Annotated in this window: 22 protein-coding genes; 10 read left to right on the top strand and 12 right to left on the bottom strand. The window is 71.0% G+C overall.

The window, feature by feature from the left end:
* The first annotated feature begins 85 nt into the window (after positions 1 to 85).
* From AC1DWP_RS14650 to AC1DWP_RS14620, 7 genes are read left to right on the top strand one after another with little or no spacing between them, the layout of a single operon-like run.
* Positions 86 to 1,498, top strand: a complete 1,413-nt coding sequence (locus AC1DWP_RS14650) for an MFS transporter (RefSeq protein ID WP_477615208.1) — start codon at positions 86 to 88, stop codon at positions 1,496 to 1,498.
* Between the two features lie 34 nt (positions 1,499 to 1,532).
* Complete coding sequence (locus AC1DWP_RS14645) at positions 1,533 to 3,743, top strand: molybdopterin oxidoreductase family protein (RefSeq protein WP_477615311.1); 2,211 nt, start codon at positions 1,533 to 1,535, stop codon at positions 3,741 to 3,743.
* Entirely contained in the window at positions 3,740 to 5,341 is a 1,602-nt protein-coding gene (locus AC1DWP_RS14640; protein ID WP_477615207.1) for an FAD-dependent oxidoreductase, read from the top strand. The genes AC1DWP_RS14645 and AC1DWP_RS14640 overlap by 4 nt, the downstream gene beginning before the upstream one ends.
* 10 nt (positions 5,342 to 5,351) lie before the next feature.
* Positions 5,352 to 7,931 carry a nitrite reductase large subunit NirB gene (nirB, locus tag AC1DWP_RS14635; protein WP_477615206.1) on the top strand — a complete coding sequence of 860 codons (2,580 nt, stop codon included), beginning with the start codon at positions 5,352 to 5,354 and terminating at the stop codon, positions 7,929 to 7,931.
* Positions 7,928 to 8,416, top strand: coding sequence for a nitrite reductase small subunit NirD (gene nirD, locus AC1DWP_RS14630; RefSeq protein ID WP_477615205.1), 489 nt, complete (start codon positions 7,928 to 7,930; stop codon positions 8,414 to 8,416). The genes nirB and nirD overlap by 4 nt, the downstream gene beginning before the upstream one ends.
* Positions 8,413 to 9,630 carry a uroporphyrinogen-III C-methyltransferase gene (gene cobA / locus AC1DWP_RS14625; RefSeq protein ID WP_477615204.1) on the top strand — a complete coding sequence of 406 codons (1,218 nt, stop codon included), beginning with the start codon at positions 8,413 to 8,415 and terminating at the stop codon, positions 9,628 to 9,630. The genes nirD and cobA overlap by 4 nt, the downstream gene beginning before the upstream one ends.
* A 20-nt stretch (positions 9,631 to 9,650) precedes the next feature.
* On the top strand, positions 9,651 to 10,742 hold the full coding sequence (locus AC1DWP_RS14620) for a uroporphyrinogen-III synthase (protein ID WP_477615310.1): 1,092 nt from the start codon (positions 9,651 to 9,653) through the stop codon (positions 10,740 to 10,742).
* Between the two features lie 12 nt (positions 10,743 to 10,754).
* Here AC1DWP_RS14620 and AC1DWP_RS14615 read toward each other — a convergent pair whose 3' ends face one another.
* Together AC1DWP_RS14615 and AC1DWP_RS14610 are read right to left on the bottom strand one after the other, a co-directional pair.
* Entirely contained in the window at positions 10,755 to 12,686 is a 1,932-nt protein-coding gene (locus tag AC1DWP_RS14615) for a bifunctional metallophosphatase/5'-nucleotidase (RefSeq protein ID WP_477615203.1), read from the bottom strand.
* 154 nt (positions 12,687 to 12,840) lie between these two features.
* Positions 12,841 to 14,139 (bottom strand): homogentisate 1,2-dioxygenase domain-containing protein, encoded by a 1,299-nt coding sequence (locus AC1DWP_RS14610; RefSeq protein ID WP_477615202.1) that lies wholly within the window; start codon positions 14,137 to 14,139, stop codon positions 12,841 to 12,843.
* 76 nt (positions 14,140 to 14,215) lie between these two features.
* Between AC1DWP_RS14610 and AC1DWP_RS14605 the strand changes: the two genes are divergently transcribed.
* Together AC1DWP_RS14605 and fahA are read left to right on the top strand one after the other, a co-directional pair.
* Complete coding sequence (locus AC1DWP_RS14605; RefSeq protein WP_477615201.1) at positions 14,216 to 15,070, top strand: hypothetical protein; 855 nt, start codon at positions 14,216 to 14,218, stop codon at positions 15,068 to 15,070.
* A 1-nt stretch (position 15,071) separates the two neighbouring features.
* Positions 15,072 to 16,322, top strand: coding sequence for a fumarylacetoacetase (gene fahA / locus AC1DWP_RS14600; protein WP_477615200.1), 1,251 nt, complete (start codon positions 15,072 to 15,074; stop codon positions 16,320 to 16,322).
* A 3-nt stretch (positions 16,323 to 16,325) separates the two neighbouring features.
* Here fahA and AC1DWP_RS14595 read toward each other — a convergent pair whose 3' ends face one another.
* Entirely contained in the window at positions 16,326 to 17,300 is a 975-nt protein-coding gene (locus tag AC1DWP_RS14595; RefSeq protein WP_477615199.1) for an RDD family protein, read from the bottom strand.
* 137 nt (positions 17,301 to 17,437) lie between these two features.
* Positions 17,438 to 18,658, bottom strand: coding sequence for a 4-hydroxyphenylpyruvate dioxygenase (gene hppD, locus AC1DWP_RS14590; RefSeq protein WP_477615198.1), 1,221 nt, complete (start codon positions 18,656 to 18,658; stop codon positions 17,438 to 17,440).
* A gap of 107 nt (positions 18,659 to 18,765) precedes the next feature.
* Here hppD and AC1DWP_RS14585 point away from each other — a divergent pair, with 107 nt between their 5' ends.
* Positions 18,766 to 19,239: an Lrp/AsnC family transcriptional regulator gene (locus AC1DWP_RS14585; RefSeq protein ID WP_477615197.1), complete on the top strand. Its 474-nt coding sequence runs from the start codon at positions 18,766 to 18,768 to the stop codon at positions 19,237 to 19,239.
* Between the two features lie 9 nt (positions 19,240 to 19,248).
* Here AC1DWP_RS14585 and AC1DWP_RS14580 read toward each other — a convergent pair whose 3' ends face one another.
* The 8 genes from AC1DWP_RS14580 to AC1DWP_RS14545 form a co-directional block, all read right to left on the bottom strand.
* Complete coding sequence (locus tag AC1DWP_RS14580; protein ID WP_477615196.1) at positions 19,249 to 19,458, bottom strand: dodecin; 210 nt, start codon at positions 19,456 to 19,458, stop codon at positions 19,249 to 19,251.
* 74 nt (positions 19,459 to 19,532) lie between these two features.
* Positions 19,533 to 19,940 carry a hypothetical protein gene (locus AC1DWP_RS14575; RefSeq protein WP_477615195.1) on the bottom strand — a complete coding sequence of 136 codons (408 nt, stop codon included), beginning with the start codon at positions 19,938 to 19,940 and terminating at the stop codon, positions 19,533 to 19,535.
* 93 nt (positions 19,941 to 20,033) lie between these two features.
* A complete protein-coding gene (locus tag AC1DWP_RS14570) occupies positions 20,034 to 20,426 on the bottom strand; it encodes a hypothetical protein (RefSeq protein WP_477615194.1) in 393 nt (130 codons plus the stop codon).
* 44 nt (positions 20,427 to 20,470) lie between these two features.
* The gene (locus AC1DWP_RS14565) at positions 20,471 to 22,222 is read right to left on the bottom strand and encodes a DEAD/DEAH box helicase (RefSeq protein WP_477615193.1); all 1,752 of its coding nucleotides are present in this window, start codon (positions 22,220 to 22,222) and stop codon (positions 20,471 to 20,473) included.
* Between the two features lie 129 nt (positions 22,223 to 22,351).
* Positions 22,352 to 23,314, bottom strand: coding sequence for a zinc metalloprotease (locus AC1DWP_RS14560; RefSeq protein ID WP_477615192.1), 963 nt, complete (start codon positions 23,312 to 23,314; stop codon positions 22,352 to 22,354).
* A 140-nt stretch (positions 23,315 to 23,454) separates the two neighbouring features.
* A complete protein-coding gene (locus AC1DWP_RS14555) occupies positions 23,455 to 23,757 on the bottom strand; it encodes a DUF3039 domain-containing protein (RefSeq protein WP_477615191.1) in 303 nt (100 codons plus the stop codon).
* Positions 23,758 to 23,788: 31 nt separating this feature from the next.
* Positions 23,789 to 24,355, bottom strand: coding sequence for a YqgE/AlgH family protein (locus AC1DWP_RS14550; RefSeq protein WP_477615190.1), 567 nt, complete (start codon positions 24,353 to 24,355; stop codon positions 23,789 to 23,791).
* Positions 24,356 to 24,483: 128 nt separating this feature from the next.
* Positions 24,484 to 26,805 (bottom strand): DEAD/DEAH box helicase, encoded by a 2,322-nt coding sequence (locus tag AC1DWP_RS14545; RefSeq protein WP_477615189.1) that lies wholly within the window; start codon positions 26,803 to 26,805, stop codon positions 24,484 to 24,486.
* Between the last annotated feature and the right edge of the window lie 115 nt (positions 26,806 to 26,920).

Genomic DNA, 26,920 nt, shown 5'->3' with positions numbered 1-26,920 from the left:
CCGATGACGGGACTGTGCGGCAAGTGTTACGAGCGCTTTACGGCGGTCGCAGGGGTGCGAAACATCCGTTTGTCACGCTTCCCGGGTGACCACGAACCTGACCTCGGGCGACTCCGCCACCGCGACGGCGCCGGCCAGCACGGCCGGCGCCACACCTGCCACCACCTCAACCACCACCTCGACCACCACGTCTGCCCCGATCCACCGGTCCGGCCGCTGGATCGACCACTGGGATCCTGAGGACCCGACGTTCTGGCGCGGGGGCGGGCGCTCGATCGCCCGGCGCAACCTGAGCCTTTCCGTCTTCGCCGAGTTCCTCGGGTTCTGCGTCTGGGCCCTCTGGAGCGTGGTCGTCCCCCTGCTGCCGGCAGCCGGGTTCAGCCTCACGCTCGACCAGCAGTTCTGGCTCATCGCCGTGCCCAGCCTGGTCGGCGCGACCGTGCGGATCCCCTACACGTTCGCCGTCCCGCGCTTCGGCGGACGCAACTGGACGATCATCTCGGCCCTGCTGCTGCTCATCCCCGCGTCTGCACTGGCGTGGGTGGTGACGCAGCCCACATCGTCGTTCGGCCTGCTCCTCGCGTGCGCGGCCCTCGCCGGTTTCGGGGGCGGCAACTTCGCCTCCTCGATGACGAACATCTCCTTCTTCTTCCCCGAGGCGGAGAAGGGCAAGGCCCTGGGCCTCAACGCAGCCGGCGGCAACCTCGGCACGGGCCTCGTGCAGATGGTCGTGCCCGCGGTCATCGTCATCGGGGCGGGGACCCACCTCGAGCGGGCCGGCCTCATGTTCATCCCCCTGGCCGTGATCGCTGCGATCCTGGCCTGGCGAGGGATGGACAACCTCACCGGAGCCAAGTCCGACTACCGCAGCTTCGCCGCGGCGACCCGCAACCGGCACACCTGGATCATCTCGTTCCTCTACATCGGCACCTTCGGGTCGTTCATCGGCTACTCGGGCGCGTTCCCGACGCTGCTCAAGACGCAGTTCCCCGAGACCCCGACGACCATCGCGTTCCTCGGTGCCCTCACCGGCGCGCTCACCCGGCCGCTGGGCGGCATGGTCGCCGACAAGCTCGGCGGCGCCCGCGTCACGATCGCCTCGTTCGTGCTGCTCGCCGCAGGCGCTCTGGGCGCCATCGAGGGGCTGAAGTCGCACAGCTTCGTCGTCTTCTTCAGCTCCTTCCTCGTGCTCTTCGTGGGTGCCGGCATCGGCAACGGCGCGACCTACCGGATGATCCCCGCGGTCTTCCGCGCGGGCGTCAGCCCGGAGCGCCTCCCGATCGCGCGCAAGACGGCTGCGGGCTGCATCGGGATCGCGGGTGCGGTCGGCGCCTACGGCGGCTTCTTCATCCCCCGCGGCTTTGCCATGGCGAAGGCGCACTACGGCTCGCTGGTCCCAGCGCTCTGGGTCTTCATCGTCGCCTACCTGCTCATGGCCGCGACGACGTATGCCGTGTACGCGCGGCGCAGCTCGTCGCTCGCCGGCGAGACGATCTGAGCCGGGAAACCCATTGACCCCCACGCCCGACACCATCGGCAGCCCGACTCCCAGCGCCACCAGCGCTGGGAGCCCAGGCGTCGCCACCCACTGCCCGTACTGCGCGCTGCAGTGCGCCCAGACCCTCACGGCCACCCCCGGACTCGACGGTGCCAACGGCGTCACCGTCGAGGGCCGGGCCTTCCCCACCAACCGGGGGGGCCTGTGCCAGAAGGGCTGGACGAGTGGCGAGCTGCTGACGACCCCCGGGCGGCTGACCACGCCGCTCGTGCGTGGGAGCGACGGTGAGCTGGCCCCGGTCGGCTGGGACGAGGCGCTGGACCTCGTCGCGGACCGGCTCCTGCGGATCCGGAGCGAGGACGGCGCCGACGCGGTGGCCGTGTTCGGCGGAGGCGGACTCACGAACGAAAAGGCTTACCAGCTGGGGAAGTTCGCCCGAATCGCCCTCGGCACGGCGAACATCGACTACAACGGCCGGTTCTGCATGAGCAGCGCGGCCGCCGCAGCCAACCGCTCCCTGGGCATCGACCGCGGCCTGCCCTTCCCCCTGACCGACCTCGCCGGTGCAGACGCCGTCCTCCTGCTCGGCAGCAACCTCGCCGAGACCATGCCACCCTCCGTCGCCCACCTCGCGGACGTTCGTGGGCGCGGCGGGCTCGTGGTCGTCGATCCCCGCCGCAGCGCCACCGCGGACCTCGCCAAGGACGGTCAGGGACTGCACCTGCAGCCCGTGCCCGGCACCGATCTGGTCGTCCTCCTGGCGATCGCCCACGTCCTGCTCTCGGAGCACCTCACGGACGCCGACTACCTGGAGGCCCGCACCACCGGCCTCGAGGACGTGCGCCGACGCTGCGCCGCGTGGTGGCCGGAGCGAGCCGAGCAGGTGTGCGGTGTCCCTGCGGGGCTGCTGCGCGACTGCGCCCGGCTGCTGGCCGCGGCGAGTCCCGCGCAGGGCGGACGTGGGGCATTCGTCCTCACCGGACGGGGCGTGGAACAGTCCCGACAAGGGACGGCAACTGTCTCGGCGGCGATCACCCTCGCCCTCCTGCTCGGCCTGCCCGGCCGCCTGGGTAGTGGGTACGGCGCGGTCACGGGTCAGGGCAACGGCCAGGGGGGCCGCGAGCACGGCCAGAAGTCCGACCAGCTCCCGGGCTACCGGATGATCGACGACCCCGACGCGCGCGCCCACGTGGCCGGTGTCTGGGGTGTCCCGGAGTCGTCGCTGCCGGGAAAGGGAAAGCCGGCCGTGGAGCTCCTGGCCTCGCTGGGCACACCAGGTGGCCCGCGCGCCCTGCTGGTGCACGGTTCCAACCTGCTCGTCAGTGCTCCCAACGCCCAGCCGGTCGCTGATCGGCTCCGTGCGCTCGACCTCCTCGTGGTCTGCGACTTCGTGCCGTCGGAGACCGCGATGCTCGCCGACGTCGTCCTGCCCGTCACGCAGTGGGCCGAGGAGGAGGGCACGATGACCTCGCTCGAGGGCCGGGTGATCCGACGCCGCAAGGTGGTCGACGCCCCGTCTGGTGTGCGCAGCGAGCTGTGGGTCTGGGCCCAGCTCGCCTCACGTCTCGGCTCGGCAGGCACCTGGGACACCGAGCCGAGCGTGGTCTTCGACGAGCTCGCACGGGCGAGTCGGGGCGGACGGGCCGACTACAGCGGCCTGAGCCACAGCCGCCTCGATACCGGGGAGGCCCTGTTCTGGCCGTGTCCCGAAACTGCTCACGGCGAGGCCCCGCATCCGGGCACGCCACGGTTGTTCGGCGAGTCCTTCCCCACTTCGGACGGGCGTGCCCGGATGGTCGCCGTCGACCACGTCGGACCGGCGGACGACCTGCGCCCGGACGCACCGCTCTACCTCATCACCGGCCGTGTCCTGCAGCACTACCAGTCTGGGGCCCAGACCCGACGGGTCCCGGCGCTGGCGACAGCGGTCCCCGGCGTCTTCGTCGAGGTGCACCCCCTGCTCGCTGCCCGTCTCGGCGTCGTCGAGGGTGAGAGGCTGCGCCTGACGACGAGCCGGGGTTCGGTCGCCGTCCCGGCACGCATCACCGACTCCATCCGCCCGGACACCGTGTTCATGCCGTTCCACTGGGCAGGGACCAGCAGCGCGAACCGCCTCACCAGCGACGCGACCGACCCCATCTCGGGCATGCCCGAGTTCAAGGTGTGCGCCGTCGAGGTCACACCGGCGCGAGTCCAGCTCGCGGACCAGGGCACCCACCGCGTGACTGCCGAGGCCCGGACATGACCCGCCTGGTCGTCGTCGGCAACGGCATGGTCGGCTCGCGCTTCGTCGAGGACCTGCTGGGCGCCGACGCTGCCGGCCGGTTCGAGGTGACGGTCGTCGGCGCGGAAGGCTGCGAGCCCTACAACAGGGTGCTGCTCAGCGAGGTCGTCGCGGGCAAGCACGACCTGGCCGCCCTCACGCTGCCGACACCCTCCAGCCCCCGGCTGCACGTGATGCGCGGCGAGAGCGTGACCCACGTGGACCGCGAGGACCGGCTCGTGGTCACCGACGAGGGCGCACGCCTGCGCTACGACCGCCTCGTCCTCGCCACCGGTTCGGCGGCGCGGGTTCCCCCGCTCCCGGGGCTGTGGACCGGCAACCACCTCACCAGTGGCGTCCACGCCCTGCGCACCATCGACGACGCCCGCGAGATCGTCGCCGCCACGCTGAACGCCCACCGCGCCGTCGTCCTCGGCGCGGGCGTGCTGGGCATGGAGGCCGCCTGCGGACTCGCCAGGCGTGGAGTAGCCGTGACGGTTATCCACCCCGCGAGCACCCTCATGGAGCGCCAGCTCGACGAGGAGGCCGGGCGGGTCGTCGAGCTCGCGATGTCGGGCCTGGGCATCGACCACCGCGTCGGCGTGGGCGCGACCGAAGCCCTGGTCGAGGGCGGTCGGCTCCACGCCCTGCGCCTGGACGACGGCGAGGTGGTCCCCGCCGACCTGCTCGTGCTCGCGACCGGCACCCTCGCCAGCACCGCCCTGGCCAGCGCCGCGGGCCTCACCGTCGACCGCGGCGTCGTCGTCGACGACAACCTCCGCTCGCCCGACGACGCCCGCGTCTTCGCCATCGGCGACTGTGCCCAGCCGCCCGAGGGCGGCACCGGCCTGGTCGCCCAGGGCTGGGACCAGTCGCGACGGCTCGCCGCGCACCTGTGCGGAGACGCCACGACACCGGATCCCTCGGCGCCAAGGCCGACCTCCACGTCGCGGCAACCGTCGACGGTCGGCAGCGACGTCGTGCGGCTCAAGGCGCATGGCCTCGACGTCGTGACCATGGGGGTGTGTGGCTCGCAGCGGGTCGACGACCCGGCACAGCGCACGCTGCGCCTCAGCGACCCCGACGTCGGCCGCCACATCGAGGTGGTCGTGTCCGGCGGCAGGCTCGTCGGCGCCACCTGCGTCGGTGCCGGCGCGGTGGCGGCAGACCTCGTCACGACGTACACCCGACGCACACCGGTGCCTGCCGACCCGGCATACCTGCTGCTGCCCGCCCTCGCGCCGCACCCGACGAGCGCGCCCACCTCGCCCGGCGCCATCCCCGACGACACCACGATCTGCCGCTGCAACGGCGTCACCAAGGCCGACATCTCGGCGTGCGTCCACGAGGGGGCAAGCACCGTGGACCAGGTCGCCGGCGCCACCCGCGCCACCACGGGCTGCGGTGGGTGCACCGACGACGTGTGCGCCCTCGTGGACTGGCTCTCGTCCAGCGCGGGCCCGAGCGCAGCGGGCGACACCGCCCCCGCCCATTCCTCACCCTCCGACCTCCGCCTGGGTGAGAACCACGTAACGAAGGGGAAACACGTGATCCACAGCCCTGAAACCGCGGTCTCCTAACGTGGCCGCCATGGTCCAGAACCCGTCTCCGCGCCAGCTTGTCGTGGTCGGCGGCGGCATGGTCGCCCGACGCCTCGTGGACGCCCTGCGTTCGCGCGACACCGCCGGCGAGTGGGCGGTGACGCTCCTGTGCGAGGAGCCGCGGGCACCCTACGACCGGGTCGCCCTGACGTCGTACTTCACCGGGCGCGACCCCGACGACCTCGCCCTCGGTGGGCAGGAGCTCTGGGACGACCCACTGGTCACCCTGCGCCGCGGCGTCGCCGCGACCGCGGTGGACCGTGAGGCCCGCACGGTGGCGACGTCCGACGGCCGCACGCTCCCCTACGACTCGCTCGTCCTGGCGACGGGTTCGTATGCCGCGGTGCCCCCGGTCCCCGGCAAGGACCTCCGTGGGGCCTTCGTCTACCGAACCATCGACGACGTCGCCGACCTGCGCGCCTACGTCGAGAAGCTGCGCGAGGAGCTCGGCCGACCCCTGCGCGGAGCAGTCGTCGGCGGCGGGCTCCTCGGGCTGGAGGCCGCTGGCGCCCTCACCGCGCTCGAGGTCGGCACGACAGTCGTCGAGTTCGCCTCGCGCCTCATGCCCCTCCAGGTCGACGACGGCGGCGGCGAGGCACTGCGCCGGCTCATCGAGGCCCTGGGCGTCACGGTCCGGACCGGCACCGCCACGTCCAAGATCGTCGGTCGCCTGGGCCGCGTCGCGAAGATGGAGTTCGCCGAGGGCGCTCCCCTCGACGTCGACGTCGTGGTGTTCGCCGTGGGCGTCCGACCGCGCGACGAGCTCGCGCGGGACGCCGGACTCGAGGTCGGCGAGCGCGGTGGCGTCGTCGTCGACGACTCCTGCGCGACCGCCGACCCCGCCGTCTGGGCTGTCGGCGAGGTCGCCTGCATCGGTGGACGGACCCTCGGACTCGTCGCCCCCGGCTACACCATGGCCGAGATCGTCGCCGACCGGCTGCTCGGTGGCGAGGGCACCTTCCCCGGCGCCGACCTGTCCACGAAGCTCAAGCTGCTCGGGGTCGACGTCGCGTCCTTCGGCGACGCCTTCGCCGCCGAGCCCGGCGGCCTCGAGGTCGTCATCTCCGACCCGGTCGCCGGCGTCTACAAGAAGCTGGTCATGTCCGACGACGCCCGCACCCTGCGCGGGGGCATCCTCGTCGGCGACGCCAGTGCGTATGCCGCCCTCCGCCCGATGGTGGGTCGCCCCCTGGGTGGCGACCCGGCGGCATACCTCCTCCCCGAGGGGTCCGCGCCGGCACCGGCGGGCGACCTGCCCGACGAGGCGACAGTGTGTTCCTGCAACAACGTCTCCGCCGGGGCGATCCGCTGCTCGGTGACCGAGGACGGCTGCACCGACCTCGCCGGGGTGAAGGCGTGCACGCGCGCCGGGACGAGCTGCGGCTCCTGCCTCCCGCTCGTCAAGCGCCTCGTCACCACCGAGCTCGAGAAGTCCGGCGTCGAGGTGAGCAACGCCCTGTGCGAGCACTTCGGGCTCTCGCGGGCACAGTTGTTCGACGTGGTCCGTGTCCAGGGCCTGACGACCTTCAGCGAGATCATCGGCCGCCACGGCACAGGCCGCGGTTGCGACATCTGCAAGCCCGTCATCGGCTCGATCCTCGCCTCGCTCGGCACCGGACACATCCTCGAGGGTGAGCGGGCCTCGTTGCAGGACACCAACGACCACGTCATGGCCAACCTGCAGAAGGACGGCTCCTACTCGGTCGTCCCTCGCATCCCGGGCGGCGAGATCACGCCCGAGGGGCTGATCGTCATCGGCGAGGTCGCCAAGGACTTCGGGCTCTACACCAAGATCACCGGTGGCCAGCGGATCGACCTGTTCGGGGCTCGCATCGAGCAGCTCCCGAAGATCTGGAAGCGGCTCGTCGACGCGGGCTTCGAGTCCGGCCACGCCTACGGGAAGTCGCTGCGCACCGTGAAGTCGTGCGTCGGGTCGACCTGGTGCCGCTACGGCGTGCAGGACTCGGTCGGTCTCGCCATCGCCCTGGAGCTGCGCTACCGCGGACTGCGGTCCCCGCACAAGCTGAAGCTGGGGGTGTCGGGCTGTGCGCGGGAGTGTGCCGAGGCACGAGGCAAGGACGTCGGGGTCATCGCGACCGACAACGGCTGGAACCTCTATGTCGGCGGCAACGGCGGCTTCACCCCCAAGCACGCCCAGCTGCTCGCCGAGGACCTCGACACCGAGACCCTCGTGCGCACCATCGACCGCTTCCTCATGTACTACATCCGCACCGCGGACCGGCTGCAGCGCACCGCGATGTGGGTGGAGGACCACGAGGGCGGGCTCGACGCCATCCGGGCGGTCGTGCTCGAGGACTCCCTGGGCATCGCCGCTGACCTGGACGACGCGATGGCGGGCCACGTCGACGGCTACGAGGACGAGTGGGCTGCTGCGCTGGACGACCCCGAGAAGCTGCGCCGGTTCGGGTCCTTCGTCAACGCGCCGGACCAGGCCGACGACTCCCTCGCCTACGTCAGCGAGCGTGGTCAGGCCCGACCGGCCACGCCGACCGAACGAACCGATGGCTCGGTGCTCATCGCCGGAACGACCTTGGAGGTGCGCCGATGACCGCCGAGATGAGCCTCTCGTCACGTGCAGCGGAAGCGACGTGGCAGCCGGTCTGTGCCCTGGAGGACCTGCCCCGCGAGCGCGGTGCCTGCGCGCTGGTGGACGGTGCCCAGGTCGCGTTGTTCCGCGCCTACGACGACGCCGTGTATGCCGTGCAGCAGCTCGACCCGTACAGCGGCGCCCACGTCATGTCGCGGGGCATCGTCGGCACCCGCGGCGGAGCACCGACCGTCGCCTCACCGATGTACAAGCAGGTCTTCGACCTGCGAACCGGCGAGTGCCTGGACTCCGTCGGGAAGGACGCCCGGCACCTGCTCGTCTACCCGGTGCAGCTGCTCGACGGCGTGATCAGCATCGGGCGGCCGTTCCTGCCGGGTCAGCCAGACCTGACCGTTCAGCCTGACCTGACCGTTGAGCCTGACCTGACCGTTGAGCCTGACCTGACCGTTGAGCCTGACCTGACCGTGCAGCACGGTGCCGGGTGACGACGCTCGTCGGCCTCGAGGTCGCGGATCGCCCCGTGCTGGTCGTCGGTGGCGGCCCCGTTGCCGCACGTCGGGCAGCCCGGCTGGTCGCGGACGGCGCAGTCGTCACGGTGGTGGCTCCCCATCTCTGCGAGGACCTCGTCGACCTGGTCGCAGCCGCACGAGTGGGCTGGCACGACAGGGAGGTCGAGGAGTCCGACGTCGAGGGGGTCTGGCTGGTCCATGCCGCCACCGACGACCCGCGGACGAACACCATGGTCTGCGCGTGGGCGACCGCGCGCCGGGTGTGGAGCATCTGTGCCAGCGCGGCCGAGCACGGCTCGGCCCGCACCCCGGCGACGACCGACCTGGCCGGCCTGAGCCTCGCGGTCGTGTCCCAGGGTGCTCCCGACCCGGCACGCGCTCGCGCTGTCCGCGACCAGCTCGCGGCGAGCCTGCGCAACGGCGAGGTCGACCTCCGGCACCGTCGAGCACGTGCACGAGCCGGTCAGGGGCGGGTGGTGCTCGTCGGGGGCGGGCCCGGCGCTGCGGACCTGATGACCCTGCGCGCGCGGCGCCTCCTGTCAGAGGCGGATGTGGTCGTCACCGACAGGCTCGGCCCGACCAGCGTGCTCGCCGACCTGCCGTCCGACGTGGAGGTCATCGACGTCGGCAAGACCCCGGGCCTGCATGCGGTCACCCAGGAGGAGATCAACGCGATCCTCGTGGAGCAGGCGGGGCGTGGACGGCTGGTGGTGCGGCTCAAGGGTGGGGATCCCTTCCTCTTCGGACGCGGTGGCGAGGAACAGCTGGCACTGGCTGCCCACGGCATACCGGTGGAAGTCGTGCCGGGCGTCAGCTCGGCGCTGTCCGCTCCTGCCGTCGCAGGCATTCCCGTCACCCATCGGGGCACGGTCGGTGCTCTGCACGTGGCCCACGGTCACGGCCGGCTCGACGACACTGCGGTCTCTGCCGTCGTCCGCGGCGAGGCGACCCTCGTCGTGCTGATGGGCGTCTCCCTGCTGGCCGAACACATGTCCCGGCTGCTGGACGCCGGCGCCTCCGACACGATCCCGGTCGCGGTCGTCGAGAACGCCAGCCTGCCCACCCAGCGGGTCACCACAGGGACCATCTCGACCATCGCCGACGTCTGCGCAGTGGGCGGCGTCAGGGCTCCGGCCGTGATCGTCATCGGTGCCGTTGCGGCGCCGGGGTTCCTCGAGGGCTGCGCGTGAGCGCTCGCCTGGGCCAGGTCATGGCCGGCTGCGTCGTGCTCATCACGGCCGACCGTCGATCGGGCGAGCTCGCCTCCGCGCTGACCCGCCGCGGCGCCAGTGTCCGGCACGCCCCAGCCCTCAGCATCGTGCCTCACGAGCACGACGAGGAGCTGCTCGCCCACACCAGGGAGCTGCTCGCCGAGCCCCCCGAGACCGTCGTGATCACGACCGGGATCGGGTTCCGCGGCTGGGTGGAGGCGGCCGACGCCGCGGGCCTGGCTGAGCAGCTCGTCACGGTTCTCTCGAGAGCCCGCATCATCGCGCGAGGCCCCAAGGCGCACGGGGCGATCCAGGCAGCCGGGCTGCAGGCCGACTGGGTGGCGGAGTCCGAGACGAGCGCCGAGATCCTCGACCTGCTGCTCGCTGAAGGCGTTGCCCAGCAACGGATCGCGGTGCAGCACCATGGCGCCGGTGCCGACGGCCTCGACACCGAGCTCGCCGCGGCTGGGGCGCTGGTCCGCAGCCTGGTCGTGTACCGCTGGGGGCCGCCACCGGACCCCGTGGCGCTGAAGCTGTCCGTCATCGCGGCCGCGGACGGCGAGATCGACGCGGCCGTCTTCACCTCGGCTCCTGGGGCGGCCGCCTGGTTGGCCGAGGTCGACGCCCAGGGTGTGGGCGAGCTCGTGCTGTCCAGGGTCCACAGCGGCACGATGGTGATGGCCGCGGTTGGCCCGATCACGGCCAAACCGTTGCAGGACAGGGGGATCGAGCCGATCGTGCCCGACCGGGGCCGCCTCGGCGCGCTGGTGCGCACCCTCGTCAGCCACTACGAACAAGCCCAGACCTCAGCCGTCCTGACCAGCGCCGGGCGCCTCCAGGTCCGTCGTACCGTGGCCCTGCTCGACGACCACGTGCTGCCGGTGTCCCCCAGCGGGCTCGAGGTGCTGCGGGTGTTGACCTCGGCCGGGGGCGAGGTCGTGACGCGAGCGCAGGTCCTGGCGGTGCTGCCGGGCGACTCGACCGATCCTCACACCGCCGAAGTGGCTGTGGCCCGCCTTCGTGAGGCCGTGGGACACAAGGGACTCATCCAGACAGTGGTCAAGCGCGGCTACCGGCTCACCACGACCTGAGGTCCTGCGACGCTAGTGCCGCCCACCCTCGGCCGCGCCCTCGACGATGACGGGCTCACCGTTGGCGACCAGCTTCCAGTCGTAGGTCGTGAACGTGGTCGGGTCGATGGGCTCCTTGTTGGCCCCCTTGTCGACCGTCCAGTCGATCAGGAGCTGTCGGATCTCGACCTGCGCGTTGTACAGCACCGGCGCGGTGGTCACTCCGGGGAAGCCGCCACCACCTGACTGGCGGTAGTTGTTGATGGCGATGACGAACTGTGCCGCAGGATCGATGGCCTGGCCGTGGTAGGTGAGGTCGACGATCCGCTGCCCCACGGGCAGGGCGATGTCGATGTCGTAGGCCAGCGAGGAGTCCAGGCCGCCCATGATGTCGTAGTTGTAGTCAGGGATGGGGCTCCCGGTCGTGGGGCTCAGGGCGCCGGTCACGTCGTCCGGCGCGTACGGTCCGGGGCTGGTCACGGTCTTGAAGTAGGCGGCCGAGAACTCGAGGTAGGCCTTGACCTGTGCCCCCGTGAAGCGGATCCCCAGGAGCGTGTTGTCGTAGATGTAGAGGCCGGCGATGTCGCGGACCGTGACGTTGCCGGCGGGGATGGCAGCGTCGCGGTTGAACGGCGCGGCGATGGAAAGCACCGGAAGCACTTCGTCGGGAGTGCCCACCAGGGCAGCCTTCACTGCCTCGGCCTGGACGTGGTTGATGAAGTCGATCGCGGCGGTGTCCTCGAACCGTGCGGTTGCCGCTGACATGGCGACCGTGCACCGGCCGATGACGGAGTTGACGTAGGTGCGCACGACCGCGTGGTCGTCACGGACGAGGTCTGCCACCTCCGGGTCCTCGGGCACCGCGTTGGCGTTGAGCACGTGCGAGTGCGAAGCGACCAGCTGCCAGCGCCCCTTGACGAGCTCGAGGTCGAAGTCCATCACCGACAGCCGCATGCCCCACTTCAGCGGTTCGGTCAGCAGGACCTTCTTGCCCGGCGTGACCTTGCTGGGCACGAGCTCCTCGACGATCTCGACGTGGGCGTGGCCGACGAGCACGGCGTCCACGCCGGCCACCTCTTCGGCGAGCTGGCGCGACGCGTTCTCGGGGAAGGGCAGCGCGTCACCGTAGGACGACCCGGGCTTGGCTCCCGAGTGGCAGGACACGATGACCAGGTCGCAGCCGGCGGCCTTGAGCCTGGGGACCATGACCTTGGCCTGCTCGACGATGCCCGGGAAGCGGACCTGACCCTCGACGTTGGCCTTGTCCCAGATGGCGACGCCCGGTGTCACGAGGCCGAGGATGCCGACCTTGACGTCCTTGCCACCACGCGCCTTGAAGGTGCGGATGAGATAGGGCTTGAAGATCGGGGCGCCGGTGGCCCAGTCGACCGAGTTGGCACTCAGCAGCGGGAAGTCGCACTGCGACTCGAAGGTGCGCAGGGTGTCGAGGCCGTAGTTGTACTCGTGGTTGCCCAGCGCCGCCGCGTCGTAGCCGATGGCGTTCATGGCCTTGGCCATCGGGTGGACGGGACCGCCGGGGATGGTGATCGGATCGACCTTGGCGTAGTAGTACGACAGGGGCGTTCCCTGAATCGTGTCACCGGCGTCGAGCAGAAGGGTGTTGGCCGAGCCCCGCTCGGCACGCAGGGCCGTCACGAGGGTCGAGATCTTGGCCAGCCCGATGTCGTTGTGGGCCGAGTCGTCGTACTCGACGTCCTTGAAGTAGTCCCAGTTGAAGACGTTGCCGTGGGTGTCCGTCGTCCCCAGCACGGTGAGGCGGAACCGCCCCGGCGTGCCGGCAGCCCCGGGCCTCGCGGCGGGCCCCGCGTCCAGCGCAGCGTCCGCACGGGTCGCACCCCCGAAGAAGGCGGCCCCAGCTCCTCCGACCACGGCCATCGCGATCATCTCGCGACGGCTGCGCTCCTGCACGGCGAGCTCCCGGGCGACGGTGCGGGCGGACGTCATGAGTGCCTCCAACCTGAGGGTGTCCGGGCTCTCGACGGAGTGCCCGGGGCGCGAGCCACGGCTGCGTCGACGTGGCGGTTCTTCCACCCTAACCGCTGTGGCGGATAGCCGACCATGGTGTGCACAAAACCGGCATTGTGCACTCAACCCGGCGTCACCCGATGCTGTAGTCCGATCCCTCGGCGCCCCGGGTGGTCCCGCCAGAGGCAGCACCACCCCGGCTCCACGACCAGGCGTACGCGCCGTCATCGACCGCCCGGCCACCCTCGCCGAGCTCCAGCGGGCGGAAGGTGTCGACCATGACCGCCAGCTCGTCGAAGAACTCCACCCCGATCGAGGCCTCGGAGGCACCGGGCTGCGGCCCGTGCGCGTGGCCGCCGGGGTGCACCGAGACGGAGCCCTTGCCGATACCCGACCCCTTGCGCGCCTCGTAGTCGCCGTCGACGTAGAACATGATCTCGTCGCTGTCGACGTTGGAGTGGTAGTAGGGCACGGGGATCGACAGCGGGTGGTAGTCGACCTTGCGCGGCACGAAGTTGCAGATCACGAAGTTCCAGCCCTCGAAGACCTGGTGCACGGGCGGCGGCTGGTGGACGCGGCCGGTGATCGGCTCGAAGTCGCGCACGTTGAACGCGTAGGGGTAGAGGCAGCCGTCCCAGCCGACCACGTCGAGCGGGTGGAACGGGAGCGTGTGGACGGTTCCCACGATGCCGCCACTGCTGGACGGCCCGTTTCCGCGGTGCTTGATGAAGACGTCGGTCTCGTCGTCCGCCTTGGCCCCCACGTCCTCCGCGAGGAGTGGACCCGACGGCCCGCGGAGGTCGCGCTCGCAGTAGGGCGCGTGCTCGAGCAGCTGGCCGAACTTGCTCAGGTAGCGCTTGGGCGGCGTGATGTGCGAGTTGGCCTCGATGCAGTAGGCCCGCAACGGCTCCTTGGTGGAACGTTTCGGGATCCACCGGTGCGTCGTCGCTCGCGGGATCACGAGGTAGTCGCCCTCGGCAACGTCGAAGGCCCCGAACACCGTCTCGACGCGTGCCCTGCCACGCTCGACGTAGACGCACTCGTCGCCGATCCCGTTGCGGTACCACGGGCTGGGAGCCCCGGCCACGGCATACGAGATGCGGACGTCACCGTTGCCGAGGACCAGGCGCCGCCCGGTCACGACATCGGTGCTCTTGACGTCCTTGGCCTCGAAGAGGTCGTGCAGCTTGAGGTGGCGCGGCACGAGTGGGTGGTTCGGCCTGGTCGAGAGGTCACCGATGGACCACTCCCGGGCGCCCGCGATGGTCGAGGGGATGTTGCGGTGGTAGAGGAGCGAGGAGTCCGAGGAGAACCCCTCCTCCCCCATGAGCTCCTCGTAGTACAGCTCGCCCTTCGTGCCGCGGGCCCCCGGCCGGCGGTGCTGGGTGTGCCTCTTGGGCGGGATGCTGCCCATCGCCTGGTAGTGCGCCACAGGTCCACCTCGGTGTGGTCTCGCGTCGGTGCGGGCCGGGTCCTCGGCCCCGCCCCACCCTAGTAGCCTCACCGCCATGACATCGCTGCCGGAGGCGCTCGCCGACCGCCCGGCCGAGCCGTCGCTGTTCGCCTCGCTGGTCGACGACGCCGCCGTCTTCCCCCCGGGCAACGCCCCCCTTCCCGAGGCGGTGCGCCGGCACCGCCTCCACCGCACCAGCGGGTATGCCGCGTGCGTGGGTCCGCTGCTCGTCCCCGCCTCCGCCGCTCGTGACCTCGCCGGGCTCCTCGACGGCACACCCCTGACCGTGGTGGTCATCGGCCGGCCGGGCACGCCCCGCGTCGAGGTGGCCACCGCCGTGCGGCAACTCCGGTCGACCGCACTCGTCGAGGTGACCGGGGTCGAGCTCGGCTGGACGCCCGACTGGCGGGCCACCGACTTCGGCGGGCTGCCCGTCAGCCTCGAGGTGCCGCGGGGGGCCGACCAGCTCGCCGCGATCGCCGACATAGCTGCGGATGCCTCGGATTCCGTTGCGCTGCAGGCGAAGTTCCGCACGGGCGCCACAGAGACGTGGGCCTGGCCTGACGAACGAGAGCTCGCGACGTTCATCCGGACGGCCATCGACCACGACCTCGGGTTCAAGCTCACCGGGGGGCTGCACCACACCGTCCGGGGCACCCATGACGGACAGGAGCAGCATGGCCTCCTCAACGTCCTGGCCGCGGTGCGCTGGGCACTCAACGGTGAGGACGTCGATGAGCTCGTTCCCCTTCTGGCGGAACGTGATCCAGCCGTCCTCGTCCCCCAGATCACCCGCATGAGCGCCGCTGACGCGGCGATCGTGCGCGCCTTCTTCACGGCATACGGATGCTGTGAGGTGACCGACCCGATCGGCGAGCTCACCACGCTCGGCCTCGTCCAAGGAGCCTGACTTGTCCTCCGCCAGCACCTGGCTCGACCTCCCCGCCGACCACCCCTTCGGGGTCGCCCACCTCCCCTACGGCGTCTTCTCGACGCCGGACACCGCCCCGCGGGTCGGTGTGCGGGTCGGCGACTGGGTGCTCGACGCCAGCGAGGTGGCGCGCATCGGTCGTGACGCCTTCGGCGTGGGTGAGGGCCCCGACCTCACGGCGGCGTGGGAACAGCCGAGCCTCAACCCCTTCCTCGAGCTGGGGCACGAGGCCTGGGCGGTCGCCCGCGCGTGGCTGGTCGAGATCCTCACCGACGACGTCCACGAGGACGGCGTCCGGCCACACCTGCTCCCGCTCGAGGGCGTCACCCTGCACCTGCCGATCGAGGTCGCGGACTACGTCGACTTCTACGCCAGCGAGCACCATGCGACCAACGTCGGGCGCATCTTCCGCCCCGACTCCGAGCCGCTCACCCCGAACTGGAAGCACCTGCCGATCGGCTACCACGGACGCTCGGGCACGGTCGTCGTCTCCGGGACCGACGTCGTGCGGCCGCAGGGCCAGCGCAAGGCCCCGACCGACCAGGCGCCGACCTTCGGCCCGAGCCGCAAGCTCGACATCGAGGCCGAGCTGGGCTTCGTCGTGGGCGGCAGCACCACCCTGGGCGAGCCGGTCGAGGTCGGCCGAGCCGCCGAGGAGCACCTGTTCGGTGTCGTCCTGCTCAACGACTGGAGCGCCCGGGACATCCAGGCGTGGGAGTACGTCCCCCTGGGACCGTTCCTGGGCAAGTCGTTCGGCACGTCGATCAGCGCCTGGGTCACCCCGCTGGCCGCCCTGGCGTCGGCCCGGGTGCCGCTTCCCGGCCAGGACCCAGAGCCGCTGCCCTACCTGCGTGGTGACGCCGACTCCGTGTTCGGACTGGACCTGCACCTCGAGGTGGAGTGGAACGGCAGCGTGGTCGCCCGACCCGAGTACCGCGACATGTACTGGTCGCCCGCCCAGATGCTGGCCCACCTGTCGGTCAACGGCGCCTCGATCCGCAGCGGTGACCTCTTCGGCTCGGGCACCATCTCCGGCGCCGCGAAGGACACCCGCGGCAGCTTCCTCGAGCTCTCGTGGAACGGCACCGAACCGGTCCGGCTCGATGACGGCAGCGAGCGCACCTTCCTCGAGGACGGCGACACCGTCGTGCTGCGCGCGTGGGCAACCGGCGCGGACGGCGTTCGCCTCGACCTGGCCGAGGTCAGCGGCACGATCCTCCCGGCGCGCTGAGTCCTAGCTGCGCGGCTGCTTGCCCACGACCACGTTGGTCTTGGCGAGCTTGTCGTGGAGCGCCTGCTTCTTGTCGTCCCAGGCGGGCCAGAGGAGGTCCACCAAGGCTGCCAGCGAGAAGAGGTTGCCGACCAGCGGGATGTTGCCGAGCAGGCTCAGCACGGCCTGCACTGAGGTGCGCCTCGCAGCCACGGCGACGGTCAGCGGTCCCGGGCGCTCGCGCAACCGCACACTGATCCCCATTGCGGACTTGCCGGGAGTCGCCCCCGTGCGAGTCAGGAAGAAGATGGCGTACGCGAACCCGATCAGCGCACCGACGACCCCGAAGGCAAGCAGGTAGCCGTAGTTGACGGCGCTGGTGTTGATGCTGTCCAGCGTCGAGGTGTCCCCCGAGTCGACGGCGGTGGTGATCTCGTCCCACACCGGCTGGATCGCCTTGAAGGCCAGCCACCCGCCGAGCACCAGGAGAATCAGGAACTGGATGATGCCGTCGATGAGGTAGGCGCCGACGCGCTGCCAGTACCCGGCCAGCGGCTGGCCGTCCGGCGTGGTCGCCGCAGGCTGCATCCCCGGGTAGGCGGGGGCGTTCCAGCCACCCTGTTGGGGGGCGCCGGGGAACTGCGGGCTCTGCTGCCCCGGGTACTGCTGCCCCGGGTACTGCTGGCCCGGGTACTGCTGTCCCGGTGCGCCCGCTCCGGTGGCCGGCGGCGAGGCAGACCCGCCCGGCGCCTGCGGAGGCTGCCCCTGCGGCTGGTCCTGCACCTGACCCTGACCCTGTGTCTGGCCCTGTGTCTGGCCCGGGTACTGGGGCGGGTGTCCCTGACCCGGGAACTGCTGCTGCCCGGTCTGCGAGGCTGCTGCCGTCGGACGGGTGGACCGGGGCGTCGTGTGGTTGCTCCAGATCACGCCGTCGAAGTAACGCAGCTTGGTGTCGTCCTGCGGGTCGTCGTACCAGCCGGGAGTCGTTGGCGTACTCATGCCCCAAGCGTCTCACGCTGGCCGAGACGTTCACGCCACTCGTCCCCGGCCGCGTGGCCCCAGCGCGCACAGCAGAAGGGCTGGGTATGCCGGGTGGTCACCACCCGGCATACCCAGCCCTCGACCTGGGGCGCGACTCAGAGGTTGCCGCGGGCGTCCTGCTCGCGCTCGATGGCCTCGAACAGCGCCTTGAAGTTGCCCTTGCCGAAGCCGAGCGAACCGTGCCGCTCGATGATCTCGAAGAACACGGTCGGGCGGTCGCCGAGCGGCTTGGTGAAGATCTGGAGGAGGTAGCCGTCCTCGTCGCGGTCGACGAGGATCTTGCGCTTCTGCAGCTCCTCGATGGGTGCCCGCACCTGACCGATCCGCGAGCGCAGCTCGGCGTCCTCGTAGTAGGAGTCCGGGGTGTCGAGGAACTCGACGCCGTTGGCGCGCAGCTCGTCGACGGTGCGCAGGATGTCGTTCGTCGCGAGCGCGAGGTGCTGGGCACCGGGGCCGTTGTAGAACTCGAGGTACTCGTCGATCTGGCTCTTGCGCTTGGCGATCGCCGGCTCGTTGAGGGGGAACTTCACCCGGTGGTTGCCGTTGGCGACGACCTTGGACATCAGCGCGGAGTAGTCGGTGGCGATGTCGTCGCCGACGAACTCGGCCATGTTCACGAAGCCCATGACCTTGTTGTAGAAGGTCACCCACTCGTCCATCTTGCCGAGCTCGACGTTGCCGACGATGTGGTCGAGGGCCTGGAAGAGGCGCTTGGGCGCACCCTCGCGCTTGACCCACGTCGACTGCCTGGCGACGTAGCCGGGCAGGTAGGGACCGTCGTAACGGGAGCGGTCGACGAGGGTGTGCACCGTCTCGCCGTAGGTGGCGATGGACGCGATCCGCACCGTGCCGTGCTCGTCCGTGACGTCTTCGGCCTCACGGACGACGCGGGCGCCGGACCGCTTGGCCTGGGCGACGCACTTGTCGACGTCGGGCACCTCGAGGGAGATGTCGACGACGCCGTCGCCGTGCCTGGCGTGGTGCTCGATGAGCGGGCTGTCCGGGCTCACCGCGCCGTTGACGACGAACCGGATCGAGCCGGACTTGAGGACGAACGACTTGTGGTCGCGCTGGCCGTTCTCGGGTCCGCTGTAGGCGACCAGCTCCATCCCCCAGGCCGACTGGTAGTAGTGCGCGGTCTGGCTCGCATTGCCGACGACGAAGACGATGGCGTCCCAGCCGGTGACGGGGAAGGGGTCCTTGCTCTCGTCGTACTCGACGAGGCCGACCAGCTGCTTGAGCTGCTCGATGTCGAGGTTCGCCTCGCGTTCCTGCGGGGTCAGGTCAAGGGACGTGTCGGTGGCGTGGGTCGTCATCTGTGCAGCGTGGCGCCTGGTCGGCGAGTGTGCAACTGTATGCCGCTGCGGTGCACAGTCTGCGCAGAATGCTGGCTTGGACACCCTTCGAGATGGACAATGTGACCATGAACCTGGACGAGCTCGACGGACGGCTCATCACCCTCTTCACGACGGCGCCGCAGATCGGGGTGCTGGGCGCCTCCCGCGAGCTCGGCGTCGCACGCGGGACCGTGCAGGCCCGGCTCGACCGCCTGGTCGAGCGCGGCGTCATCCGGTCGTGGGCGCCCCAGATCGACCCGGCGGCGATGGGCTACCCGGTGTCGGCGTTCTGCACGCTGGAGATCCGGCAGGGCCGAGGCCACTCCCCCGTGGTCGACCACCTGTCGCGCATCCCCGAGGTGCTGGAGGCACACACGATCACCGGTTCCGGGGACCTCTACATCCACATCGTCGCGCGCGACAACGCCGACCTGCAACGCGTCATCGATGCCGTCGTCGACGACGAGCACGTCATCCGGGCCAACACGGCCATCTCGCTGGCCACGCGCATCCCGCTGCGCACCCTGCCGCTGGTCCGTGCCGCGGCCGAGACCCCCTAACCCCGGCCCCTAGTCGTCGAGGCGGAAGCCGAGCTTGACGGTCACCTGCCAGTGGGCGATAGCACCGTCGGAGATCTGACCGCGGACGCTCTGCACCTCGAACCAGTCGAGGTTGCGCACCGTCTTCGTGGCCTGGGTGACGGCGTTCGCCACGGCGGACTCGACGCTGTCGGGTGAGGTGCCGACGACCTCGGAGATGGAGTACACGTGGTTGGCCATTGCCTGCTCCGTCCTCGGCGGCCCAGCGTCGCCGTCCTCGTCACGCTAGCGGCGCAGGCGCCGACGGACCACCCTCAGAGGCGGTCGCCCACGAAGAACCACGTGAAGAAGGAGATGCCCAGCAGCATGCCGATGTGCCCCAGTGCGGACAGCCATGGCCCGTGCGCCCAGCCGTCGTCGGTGGCCCCGGTGGCGTGTCGGCCACGAGTCGGCACCCACCGGGCCAGCACCAGCAGGCCGATCACGACGACCGCCCACCACGCGACCATGGCCGCCCAGCCGACCAGACGTGGCGCGCCGACCAGCCAGGCGACCCACGCGCACAGGGCGACGACCCCGAGCGCCGTGTGGGTGTTCAGCAGGCCACGCGGGGTCTCGGTCACCCCCGACTGCTTCTCCGTGGCGATGAGCCGCGAGCGGGTGAGCAACACGACCACCGCTGCGAGGGCGGTGAGCATCCAGACGACGTTGACGAGATCCACGCCCGCCACCCTGTCGTGAACACCCATCACCACGCAACGTCCGCGTCCGGTCGGTCGAGCTGGACCGAGGCCCGGGCTGGACCGAGGCCCGGGCTAGACCGAGGAGAAGGCGTCGGGGTCGGTGCCCAACCGGGCACGGAAGGCGTTGTCGAGGGCTGCGTCGTCCTCGATGGCCTCGTCGTAGTGGTTGTCCGCGGACAGCTCGAGAGCACTGGCCCGGTCGTCGTCGTCCAGCGCACCAGCGGCGATCTCGCGACGCACCGCCGCAATGGCCTCCGACGCTGCGGGCACATGGAGCCAGCGGTAGCCGGCCTCGGCGGCGTCCAGCTCCTCGTCGGTCATGTTCTGGACGGCGTCCAGGACGCCGCTCGACATCGCGGAGCTGTGCAACCTCAACGCAGCCGCGAGCGCCTCGTCTCCGACGCCCGGGGTCGGTCCCCCGGCCTCGAGCGCCGCACGGTTCCAGATGGTGTCAGCCTCGTCCATGGTGGCAGCATGTCACCTCATCCCTACCGGGCGCAGGACGAACGTCAGCGACGACCGACGAACCAGGCCCTGATCTTCTCGACCCTGGCCACGACCTGCTCCGAGGTGGCCTCGTCGAGTGACGGGCCGCCGCAGGCTCGTCGCAGCTCGTTGTGCACGACGCCGTGCGGCGTGCCCTTCTTGCGGGCATAGGCGGCCACGAGCTTGTTGAGCTCCTGCCGCTGCGCGGCGAGGGCCCGGTGGGCCGACACCGGCTGCTCGACCTTGCGGGGCCGACGGGTGCTCTGGGCCGTCTGCCGCTCGTGCAGCAGCACCGCCATCTGGTCCGGCTCGAGCAGGCCCGGGAGGCCGAGGTACTCCTGCTCCTCCTCCGAGCCCGTCACGGCGTTGAGCCCGAACTGCTTGGCATCGAAGAGCACGTGGTCGAACTCCGCGTCCGACTCCAGCGCCTCGAAGGCCATCGCGTCGATGTCAGGCGTGCGAGCGGTGCGGTTCGCGGCGTCGAGCAGGGCGTCCTCCTCGGCCCACATCGACGCGGCGCTGTCGTCCTTGGCGACCCGGTCGAGGGCGTGGTCGCGCTCGTCCTCCAGCCGGGCCGCGTGCTCGAGGATCACGGGCACGGACGGCAGGAAGACCGAAGCCGTCTCCCCGCGGCGGCGGGCCCGCACGAACCGGCCGACGGCCTGCGCGAAGAACAGCGGGGTGGACGTCGAGGTGGCGTAGACGCCCACGCACAGCCGCGGCACGTCGACCCCCTCGGACACCATGCGGACGGCCACCATCCAGCGCGAGTCGCTCGCGGCATACTCCTCGATCCGCGCCGAGGAACCGGCGTCGTCGGAGAGCACCAGGGTGGGCTTCTGCCCGGTCAGGGCCTCGAGGATCCGCGCGTACGCGCGAGCCGCCGTCTGGTTGGACGCGATCACGAGGCCGCCCGCATCCGGCACGCCACGGCGTACCTCCGTCAGGCGCTTGTCGGCTGCAGCCAGGACCGACGGGATCCACTCCCCCTTGGGGTCCAGCGCGGTGCGCCATGCCTGCGCCATCGAGTCCTTGGTGAGCAGCTCGCCGAGCCGGGCCGCGATCTCGTCGCCGGCCTTGGTGCGCCAGCGCATGGCGCCGCCGTAGGCGAGGAACAGCACGGGGCGCACGACGCCGTCACGCAACGCCTCGGCATACCCGTAGGTGTAGTCGGCGGACGAGCGGCGGATGCCGTCACGGTCCTCCGCATAGGTGACGAACGGGATGGGGGAGGTGTCGGAGCGGAACGGCGTGCCCGTCAGCGCGAGGCGGCGGGTCGCGGGTTCGAACGCCTCGCGGATCGCGTCGCCCCACGACAGCGCGTCGCCGCCGTGGTGGATCTCGTCCAGGATCACGAGGGTGGGCGCGGACTCGGTGCGGGTGCGGTGCAGCGACGGCTTGCTCGCCACCTGTGCGTAGGTCAGCGCGACCCCGTCGTACTCGCTGGAGTGGCGGGCCGAGGAGTTGGAGAACTTCGGGTCGATGTGGAGGCCGACCTTGGCGGCGGCGTCGGCCCACTGGGTCTTGAGGTGCTCGGTCGGCGCCACGATGGTCACGGCCGAGATGGTGCCGCGGCCGAGGAGCTCCGTGGCCAGGCGGAGGGCGTACGTCGTCTTTCCCGCGCCGGGCGTCGCCACGGCCAGGAAGTCTCGGGGATCCGCCTGCAGGTATGCCGTGAGCGCGGCCTGCTGCCAGGCACGCAGCTTGGCGGCCGTCCCCCAGGCCGCCCGCTCCGGGAACGCTGGTGACAGGTGGGAGGCGGCGGCGGTACTCATAGGGCGGCCACGGTATCCGGTGCGGCGAGACGACATGCCGAGGCCCCGGCGTCTGAGCCGGGGCCTCGGGGGTGTGCTAGAGCGTGTCGCCGGGAGGCGTCATGGATGGGGCGTTACCGGCCGAATCGGTCAGCGGCCCTGTCGGTAGGTCACCCAGGCGTTCTGCGCCCGGACGATCTGGCCGGGCGTGAAGTTGTCCATGCACGCGTCGTCCGTGTAGTCCATGAAGTTCGTGATCGGGTCGCGGCCGGCCTGGCTGGTGCAGGTGTCCCGTCCGGTCGGGCACCCGAAGGCCGGCGAGGCCTCGGCTGCCGTGTCGGTGACGTAGTCGCCCTGACCCGCGCAGCCGCCCTGGAACGTGTGGTAGAGCCCGAACCAGTGCCCCGCCTCGTGGGTCGCGGTGTCACCCTCGTCGTAGGGCGCGGCGTTGCCACCCTTCAAGCTCTGGTCCAGGACGACGACGCCGTCCATGACGTCGTACGACGACTTCGGGAAGGTCGCCCACCCGAGCAGCCCACCGGAGAGGTTCGCGGTGTAGATGTTGAGGTCGTCCATGGTGCCCTGGCGCAGGGCCGTCTTCATGGCCCGCTCCGCGCTGCTGCCCTGCGAGAGGTTGTACCAGCCGGCGTTGTTCGTCTTATTCACCCCGGCCTTGACGAACGAGAAGCCAGAGCCGCCGTAGGCGCTGTTCAGCACGCTCAGCTGGGCGTCGACCAGACCGGAGACGTCGCCGGTCGTGCCGCTGGTGATGATGTGGAAGTAGACGTTGACCGAGGTGGGCGTGAACGCACCACCACCGCCGGGCTTCCTGGCCGAGCCGTTGGCCGCCTTGGTGTAGCCCTTGGCTGCCATGGCCTTGGCGAGGCCGGCCTCCATGGCCTTGGTCTGGGCGGCGGACAGCTCGTTGCCGTCCTTGCGGTTGCCACCCTGCGCGCTCCGGGCGGCGTTGACCGAGTCGGAGTGCGTGGCGCAGTCGGCGGCGACCGTGGACTCGCCGGCCATCGGCTGGGCGAGTGCGCTGCCCTGGCCGAGGCCGAGTGCGGCGGCCCCCCACACCAACGTGGACAGGGCGATTCGAGAGCGAAGCAACATGTGCGTCCTTTCGCGGGTCACCACCTCCCGGGTTGGGAGGTGGCTCGACCTCGCACGCTAGGAGGCATCGCCCCTGTTCAGGGACGCAAGAAGGTAAAGAGTCGTTCAGGCTTTGGGGGCGACCCGGCGAGTGCGACCGCTCACTCGCCGCCGTCCTGCGGCGCGCGCAGCCCTTCGTAGATCTCCTTGCACGTGGGGCAGACCGGGAACTTCTTCGGGTCGCGTCCCGGCACCCAGACCTTGCCGCACAGGGCCACGACGGGGTCGCCGGACAGGGCGCTCTCGAGGATCTTCTCCTTGCGGACGTAGTGCGAGAACCGCTCGTGGTCGCCCGGTTCCTGCAGCTGCTCCTCGACCTGCTCGCGCTCCAGCACCGCGGTCGTGGTGGAGGGCTGGGCCTGCGGGACCAGCGGGTCGTCCAGGGGGATCTGGGGCTCGCTCATCCCCCGATTGTATGCCGGGCGGTGCTGCGGCTCAGTTCATCTCGGGGTCGGTCGGGAAGGTCGCCACGAACGCCAGGTGGTCACGTTGGCGACGCAGCACGCGGGTCCAGAGCTGCTCGGGGTCGTCGTCGAAGGCGTCGCGCCCCTCCGACTCGACGACGTACCAGCTGCCCGACGCGACCTCCTCCTCGAGCTGCCCGGGTGACCACCCGGCATACCCCGCGAAGATCCGCAGGCCCGCCACCTCGGGCACCACGATCGCCGGAGGCGTGTCGAGGTCGACGAGCCCCAGGCCGCCGAACAGCCGCTTGACCCCCAGCGGCTCGGAGTCCCCCGGGACGGTGACGAGGCCGAGCGCGCTGTCGAGGCCGACCGGTCCGCCTTCGAACAGCACGGAGGGAGCGGTGGCGTAGGCCTGCCAGTCGGGCAGCACCACGTCCACCCGCGCATCCATGGGGCGGTTCAGCACCACGCCCTGCGCGCCCTCCGCGTCGTGGTGCAGGAGGAGGACGACGCTGCGGCAGAACACCCCGTCGACGATCTGGGGCGTCGCGACGAGCAGGTTGCCCGACAGGTCGGTGGTCTCCACGGGTCCCATTCTGCCTGCCCGTGCCAAAGCCCCGGTCGCGGGGACCGGGGCTTTGGCCATTCAGTTGATGTGGACCTCAGGTGCTGCGGCGGTCAGCTGCCGCGCGCGTCACCCGAGGGCCGGGTATGCCGGGTGGCTCAGCCCCGTGCCGCGCGCGAGTAGCTGGGCCGGTCGCCGCGCGCGCCACCGGAGCGGTCGTCACGGTAGGAGCGGTTGCCGCCACCCTGACGGGGACCACGGGGGCCACCGCCGCGGGGACCACTGGACGGGCGTCCGCCACCGCGCTTCGGACCCTCCAGGACGCGGCGCACCTTGTCCTCGGGAACCGGGATGCCGCTGGGGGTCACGGCGCCGGTTGCCGCGAGGCGCGCGTCACCGGGGATCGCCTTGGTCGGGACGGCGTCGATGCCGGCGTCCTTGGCCATCCGCTCCATAGTGCGACGCTGGTGCGGCAGGGCGAGGGTCACGACGGTACCCTTGTCGCCTGCGCGGGCGGTACGGCCCGAGCGGTGCAGGTAGTCCTTGTGGTCGGCCGGCGGGTCGACCTGCAGGACCACAGAGACGTCGTCGACGTGGATGCCGCGGGCGGCGACGTCGGTGGCTACGAGGACCGGCAGGCTGCCGTCACGGAAGGCGCCGAGGACGCGGTTGCGCGCGCCCTGGTTGAGCCCACCGTGCAGCGCCGCGGCGAAGACACCCTGCTCGCGCAGCTGGAGGGCCACACGGTCGGCACCGAGCTTGGTGCGCACGAAGACCACGGTGCGCCCCTCACGGTTGGCGACCTCGGCGGTGATCGTCTTCTTGTGCATCGGGTCGATGAGCAGCACGTGGTGCTCCATCGTGGTGACGGAGGCCTTGGCGTCGTCGGTGGAGTGCGTCTGGGGGTTCGTGAGGTAGCCCTCGACGAGCTTGTCGACACCCTTGTCGAGGGTGGCCGAGAAGAGCATCCGCTGGCCGCCGGCTGGCATCTGGTCGAGGATCGCGGTGACCTCGGGCATGAAGCCCATGTCAGCCATGTGGTCGGCCTCGTCGAGGACGGCGATCTGGATGTCGCGGAGCTGCACGGCCTCGCGCTCGATGAGGTCCTTGAGCCGGCCGGGGGTGGCGATGAGCAGGTCGACGCCGCGGTTCAGGGCGCTGATCTGGGTCGTGTAGGACAGGCCACCGGCGACGAGCTTGTGCTTGAGGCCGAGGACGTGGACGAGGGGCTCGAGCGCGTCGGAGACCTGCATGGCGAGCTCGCGGGTCGGGACCAGCACGAGCGCACGCGGACGACGGGGGGCAGCCTTGTCGCCGTCGGCGAGACGGGACAGCATCGGCAGGCCGAAGGCCAGCGTCTTGCCGGAGCCGGTCTGGCCACGGCCGAGGATGTCCATGCCTGCGAGCGCGTCCGGGATCGTCGCGGCCTGGATCGGGAACGGCGTGGTGATGCCGTCGCGGGCCAGTCGCTCGACGAGACGCTCGGTGAGTCCGAGTCCGGCGAAGCCGTTGTCGGCGTCGACGGTGACGGGACCGTCGACCGTCTTGCGGGTGGCCTTCACCCAGGTGTCGGCTTCCATGCGCTCGGCCTCGGGGTCGACCTGGGCGTCGAAGCTGCGCGGCGCGCGGTCGTTGCGGTCGAAGCTGCGGGCCGGGCGGTCGTTGCGGTCGAAGCTGCGGGCCGGACGGTCGCTGCGGTCGAAGCTGCGGGCCGGACGGTCGCTGCGGTCGAAGCTGCGCGGCGCGCGGTCATCGCGGTCGAAGCTGCGGGCCGGGCGGTCGGTGCGGTCGTTGCTGCGGGCCGGGCGGTCGCTGCGGTCGTAGCTGCGCGGCGCACGGTCATCGCGGTTGAAGCTGGTCACTCGGTGGTCCTCACGGTTGGTGTACTGACGGGGACCACGGCTGTCACTACGGTCACTGGCACTACGGTCACTGCGACGAGCCGGGCGGTCGTCACGGGTGGAGTCGCGGCGCTGCGGCCGCTCGTCACGGTTGAAGGGGCGAGCCGGACGGTCGTCGCGGCTGAAGGTGCGGGGGGCGCGGTCGTCGCGGTCGTAGCTGCGCGCGGGGCGCTCGCTGCGGTCGTAGCTGCGCGGCGCACGGTCGTCACGGTTGAACGTGCGGGCCGGACGGTCGCTGCGGTCGTAGCTGCGCGCACCGCGGTCGTCGCGGTCGTTGCTGCGCGCGGGGCGCTCGCTGCGGTCGTAGCTGCGCGGCGCACGGTCGTCACGGTTGAACGTGCGGGCCGGACGGTCGCTGCGGTCGTAGCTGCGGGCCGGGCGCTCGGAACGCTCGGAACGCTCGGAACGCTCGGGGCGACGGTCACCGTCGCGAGCCGGCCGAGCGGCATACGAGCTGCCACTGGAGGGCGCGGAGGACTGGCCGCGGTGGGCCTTCTTGGGGCCCTTCTTCGCGTCAGCCTTCTTTTCTGGGGTCCACCGGGCCTTTTTGGGCGCGCCGGATCGCAGGTTCTTGGGCACTGATATTCAACTCACTTCAGGTACTCGAGGTAGACACGTCTCGAGCGACCTGGCGAGGGCAACGAAAGAAGACGAGCCTCAGGCCCTTGGGGCCCGTTGGACCGGATCAACAGTT

The sequence above is a fragment of the Pedococcus sp. P2_F6 genome, from assembly GCF_056403675.1.
The sequence above is the reverse complement of the archived record's forward strand: the minus strand, read 5'-3'. Positions and strand labels throughout refer to the sequence as shown.

Coding starts and splice junctions, on each gene's coding strand:
- AC1DWP_RS14640 (WP_477615207.1), top strand. CDS start 3,740: ATGACCCGCCTGGTCGTCGTCGGCAACGGCATGGTCGGCTCGCGCTTC.
- nirB (WP_477615206.1), top strand. CDS start 5,352: ATGGTCCAGAACCCGTCTCCGCGCCAGCTTGTCGTGGTCGGCGGCGGC.
- nirD (WP_477615205.1), top strand. CDS start 7,928: ATGACCGCCGAGATGAGCCTCTCGTCACGTGCAGCGGAAGCGACGTGG.
- AC1DWP_RS14620 (WP_477615310.1), top strand. CDS start 9,651: ATGGCCGGCTGCGTCGTGCTCATCACGGCCGACCGTCGATCGGGCGAG.
- AC1DWP_RS14615 (WP_477615203.1), bottom strand. CDS start 12,686: ATGACGTCCGCCCGCACCGTCGCCCGGGAGCTCGCCGTGCAGGAGCGC.
- AC1DWP_RS14605 (WP_477615201.1), top strand. CDS start 14,216: ATGACATCGCTGCCGGAGGCGCTCGCCGACCGCCCGGCCGAGCCGTCG.
- AC1DWP_RS14595 (WP_477615199.1), bottom strand. CDS start 17,300: ATGAGTACGCCAACGACTCCCGGCTGGTACGACGACCCGCAGGACGAC.
- hppD (WP_477615198.1), bottom strand. CDS start 18,658: ATGACGACCCACGCCACCGACACGTCCCTTGACCTGACCCCGCAGGAA.
- AC1DWP_RS14585 (WP_477615197.1), top strand. CDS start 18,766: ATGAACCTGGACGAGCTCGACGGACGGCTCATCACCCTCTTCACGACG.
- AC1DWP_RS14580 (WP_477615196.1), bottom strand. CDS start 19,458: ATGGCCAACCACGTGTACTCCATCTCCGAGGTCGTCGGCACCTCACCC.
- AC1DWP_RS14570 (WP_477615194.1), bottom strand. CDS start 20,426: ATGGACGAGGCTGACACCATCTGGAACCGTGCGGCGCTCGAGGCCGGG.
- AC1DWP_RS14565 (WP_477615193.1), bottom strand. CDS start 22,222: ATGAGTACCGCCGCCGCCTCCCACCTGTCACCAGCGTTCCCGGAGCGG.
- AC1DWP_RS14560 (WP_477615192.1), bottom strand. CDS start 23,314: ATGTTGCTTCGCTCTCGAATCGCCCTGTCCACGTTGGTGTGGGGGGCC.
- AC1DWP_RS14555 (WP_477615191.1), bottom strand. CDS start 23,757: ATGAGCGAGCCCCAGATCCCCCTGGACGACCCGCTGGTCCCGCAGGCC.
- AC1DWP_RS14550 (WP_477615190.1), bottom strand. CDS start 24,355: ATGGGACCCGTGGAGACCACCGACCTGTCGGGCAACCTGCTCGTCGCG.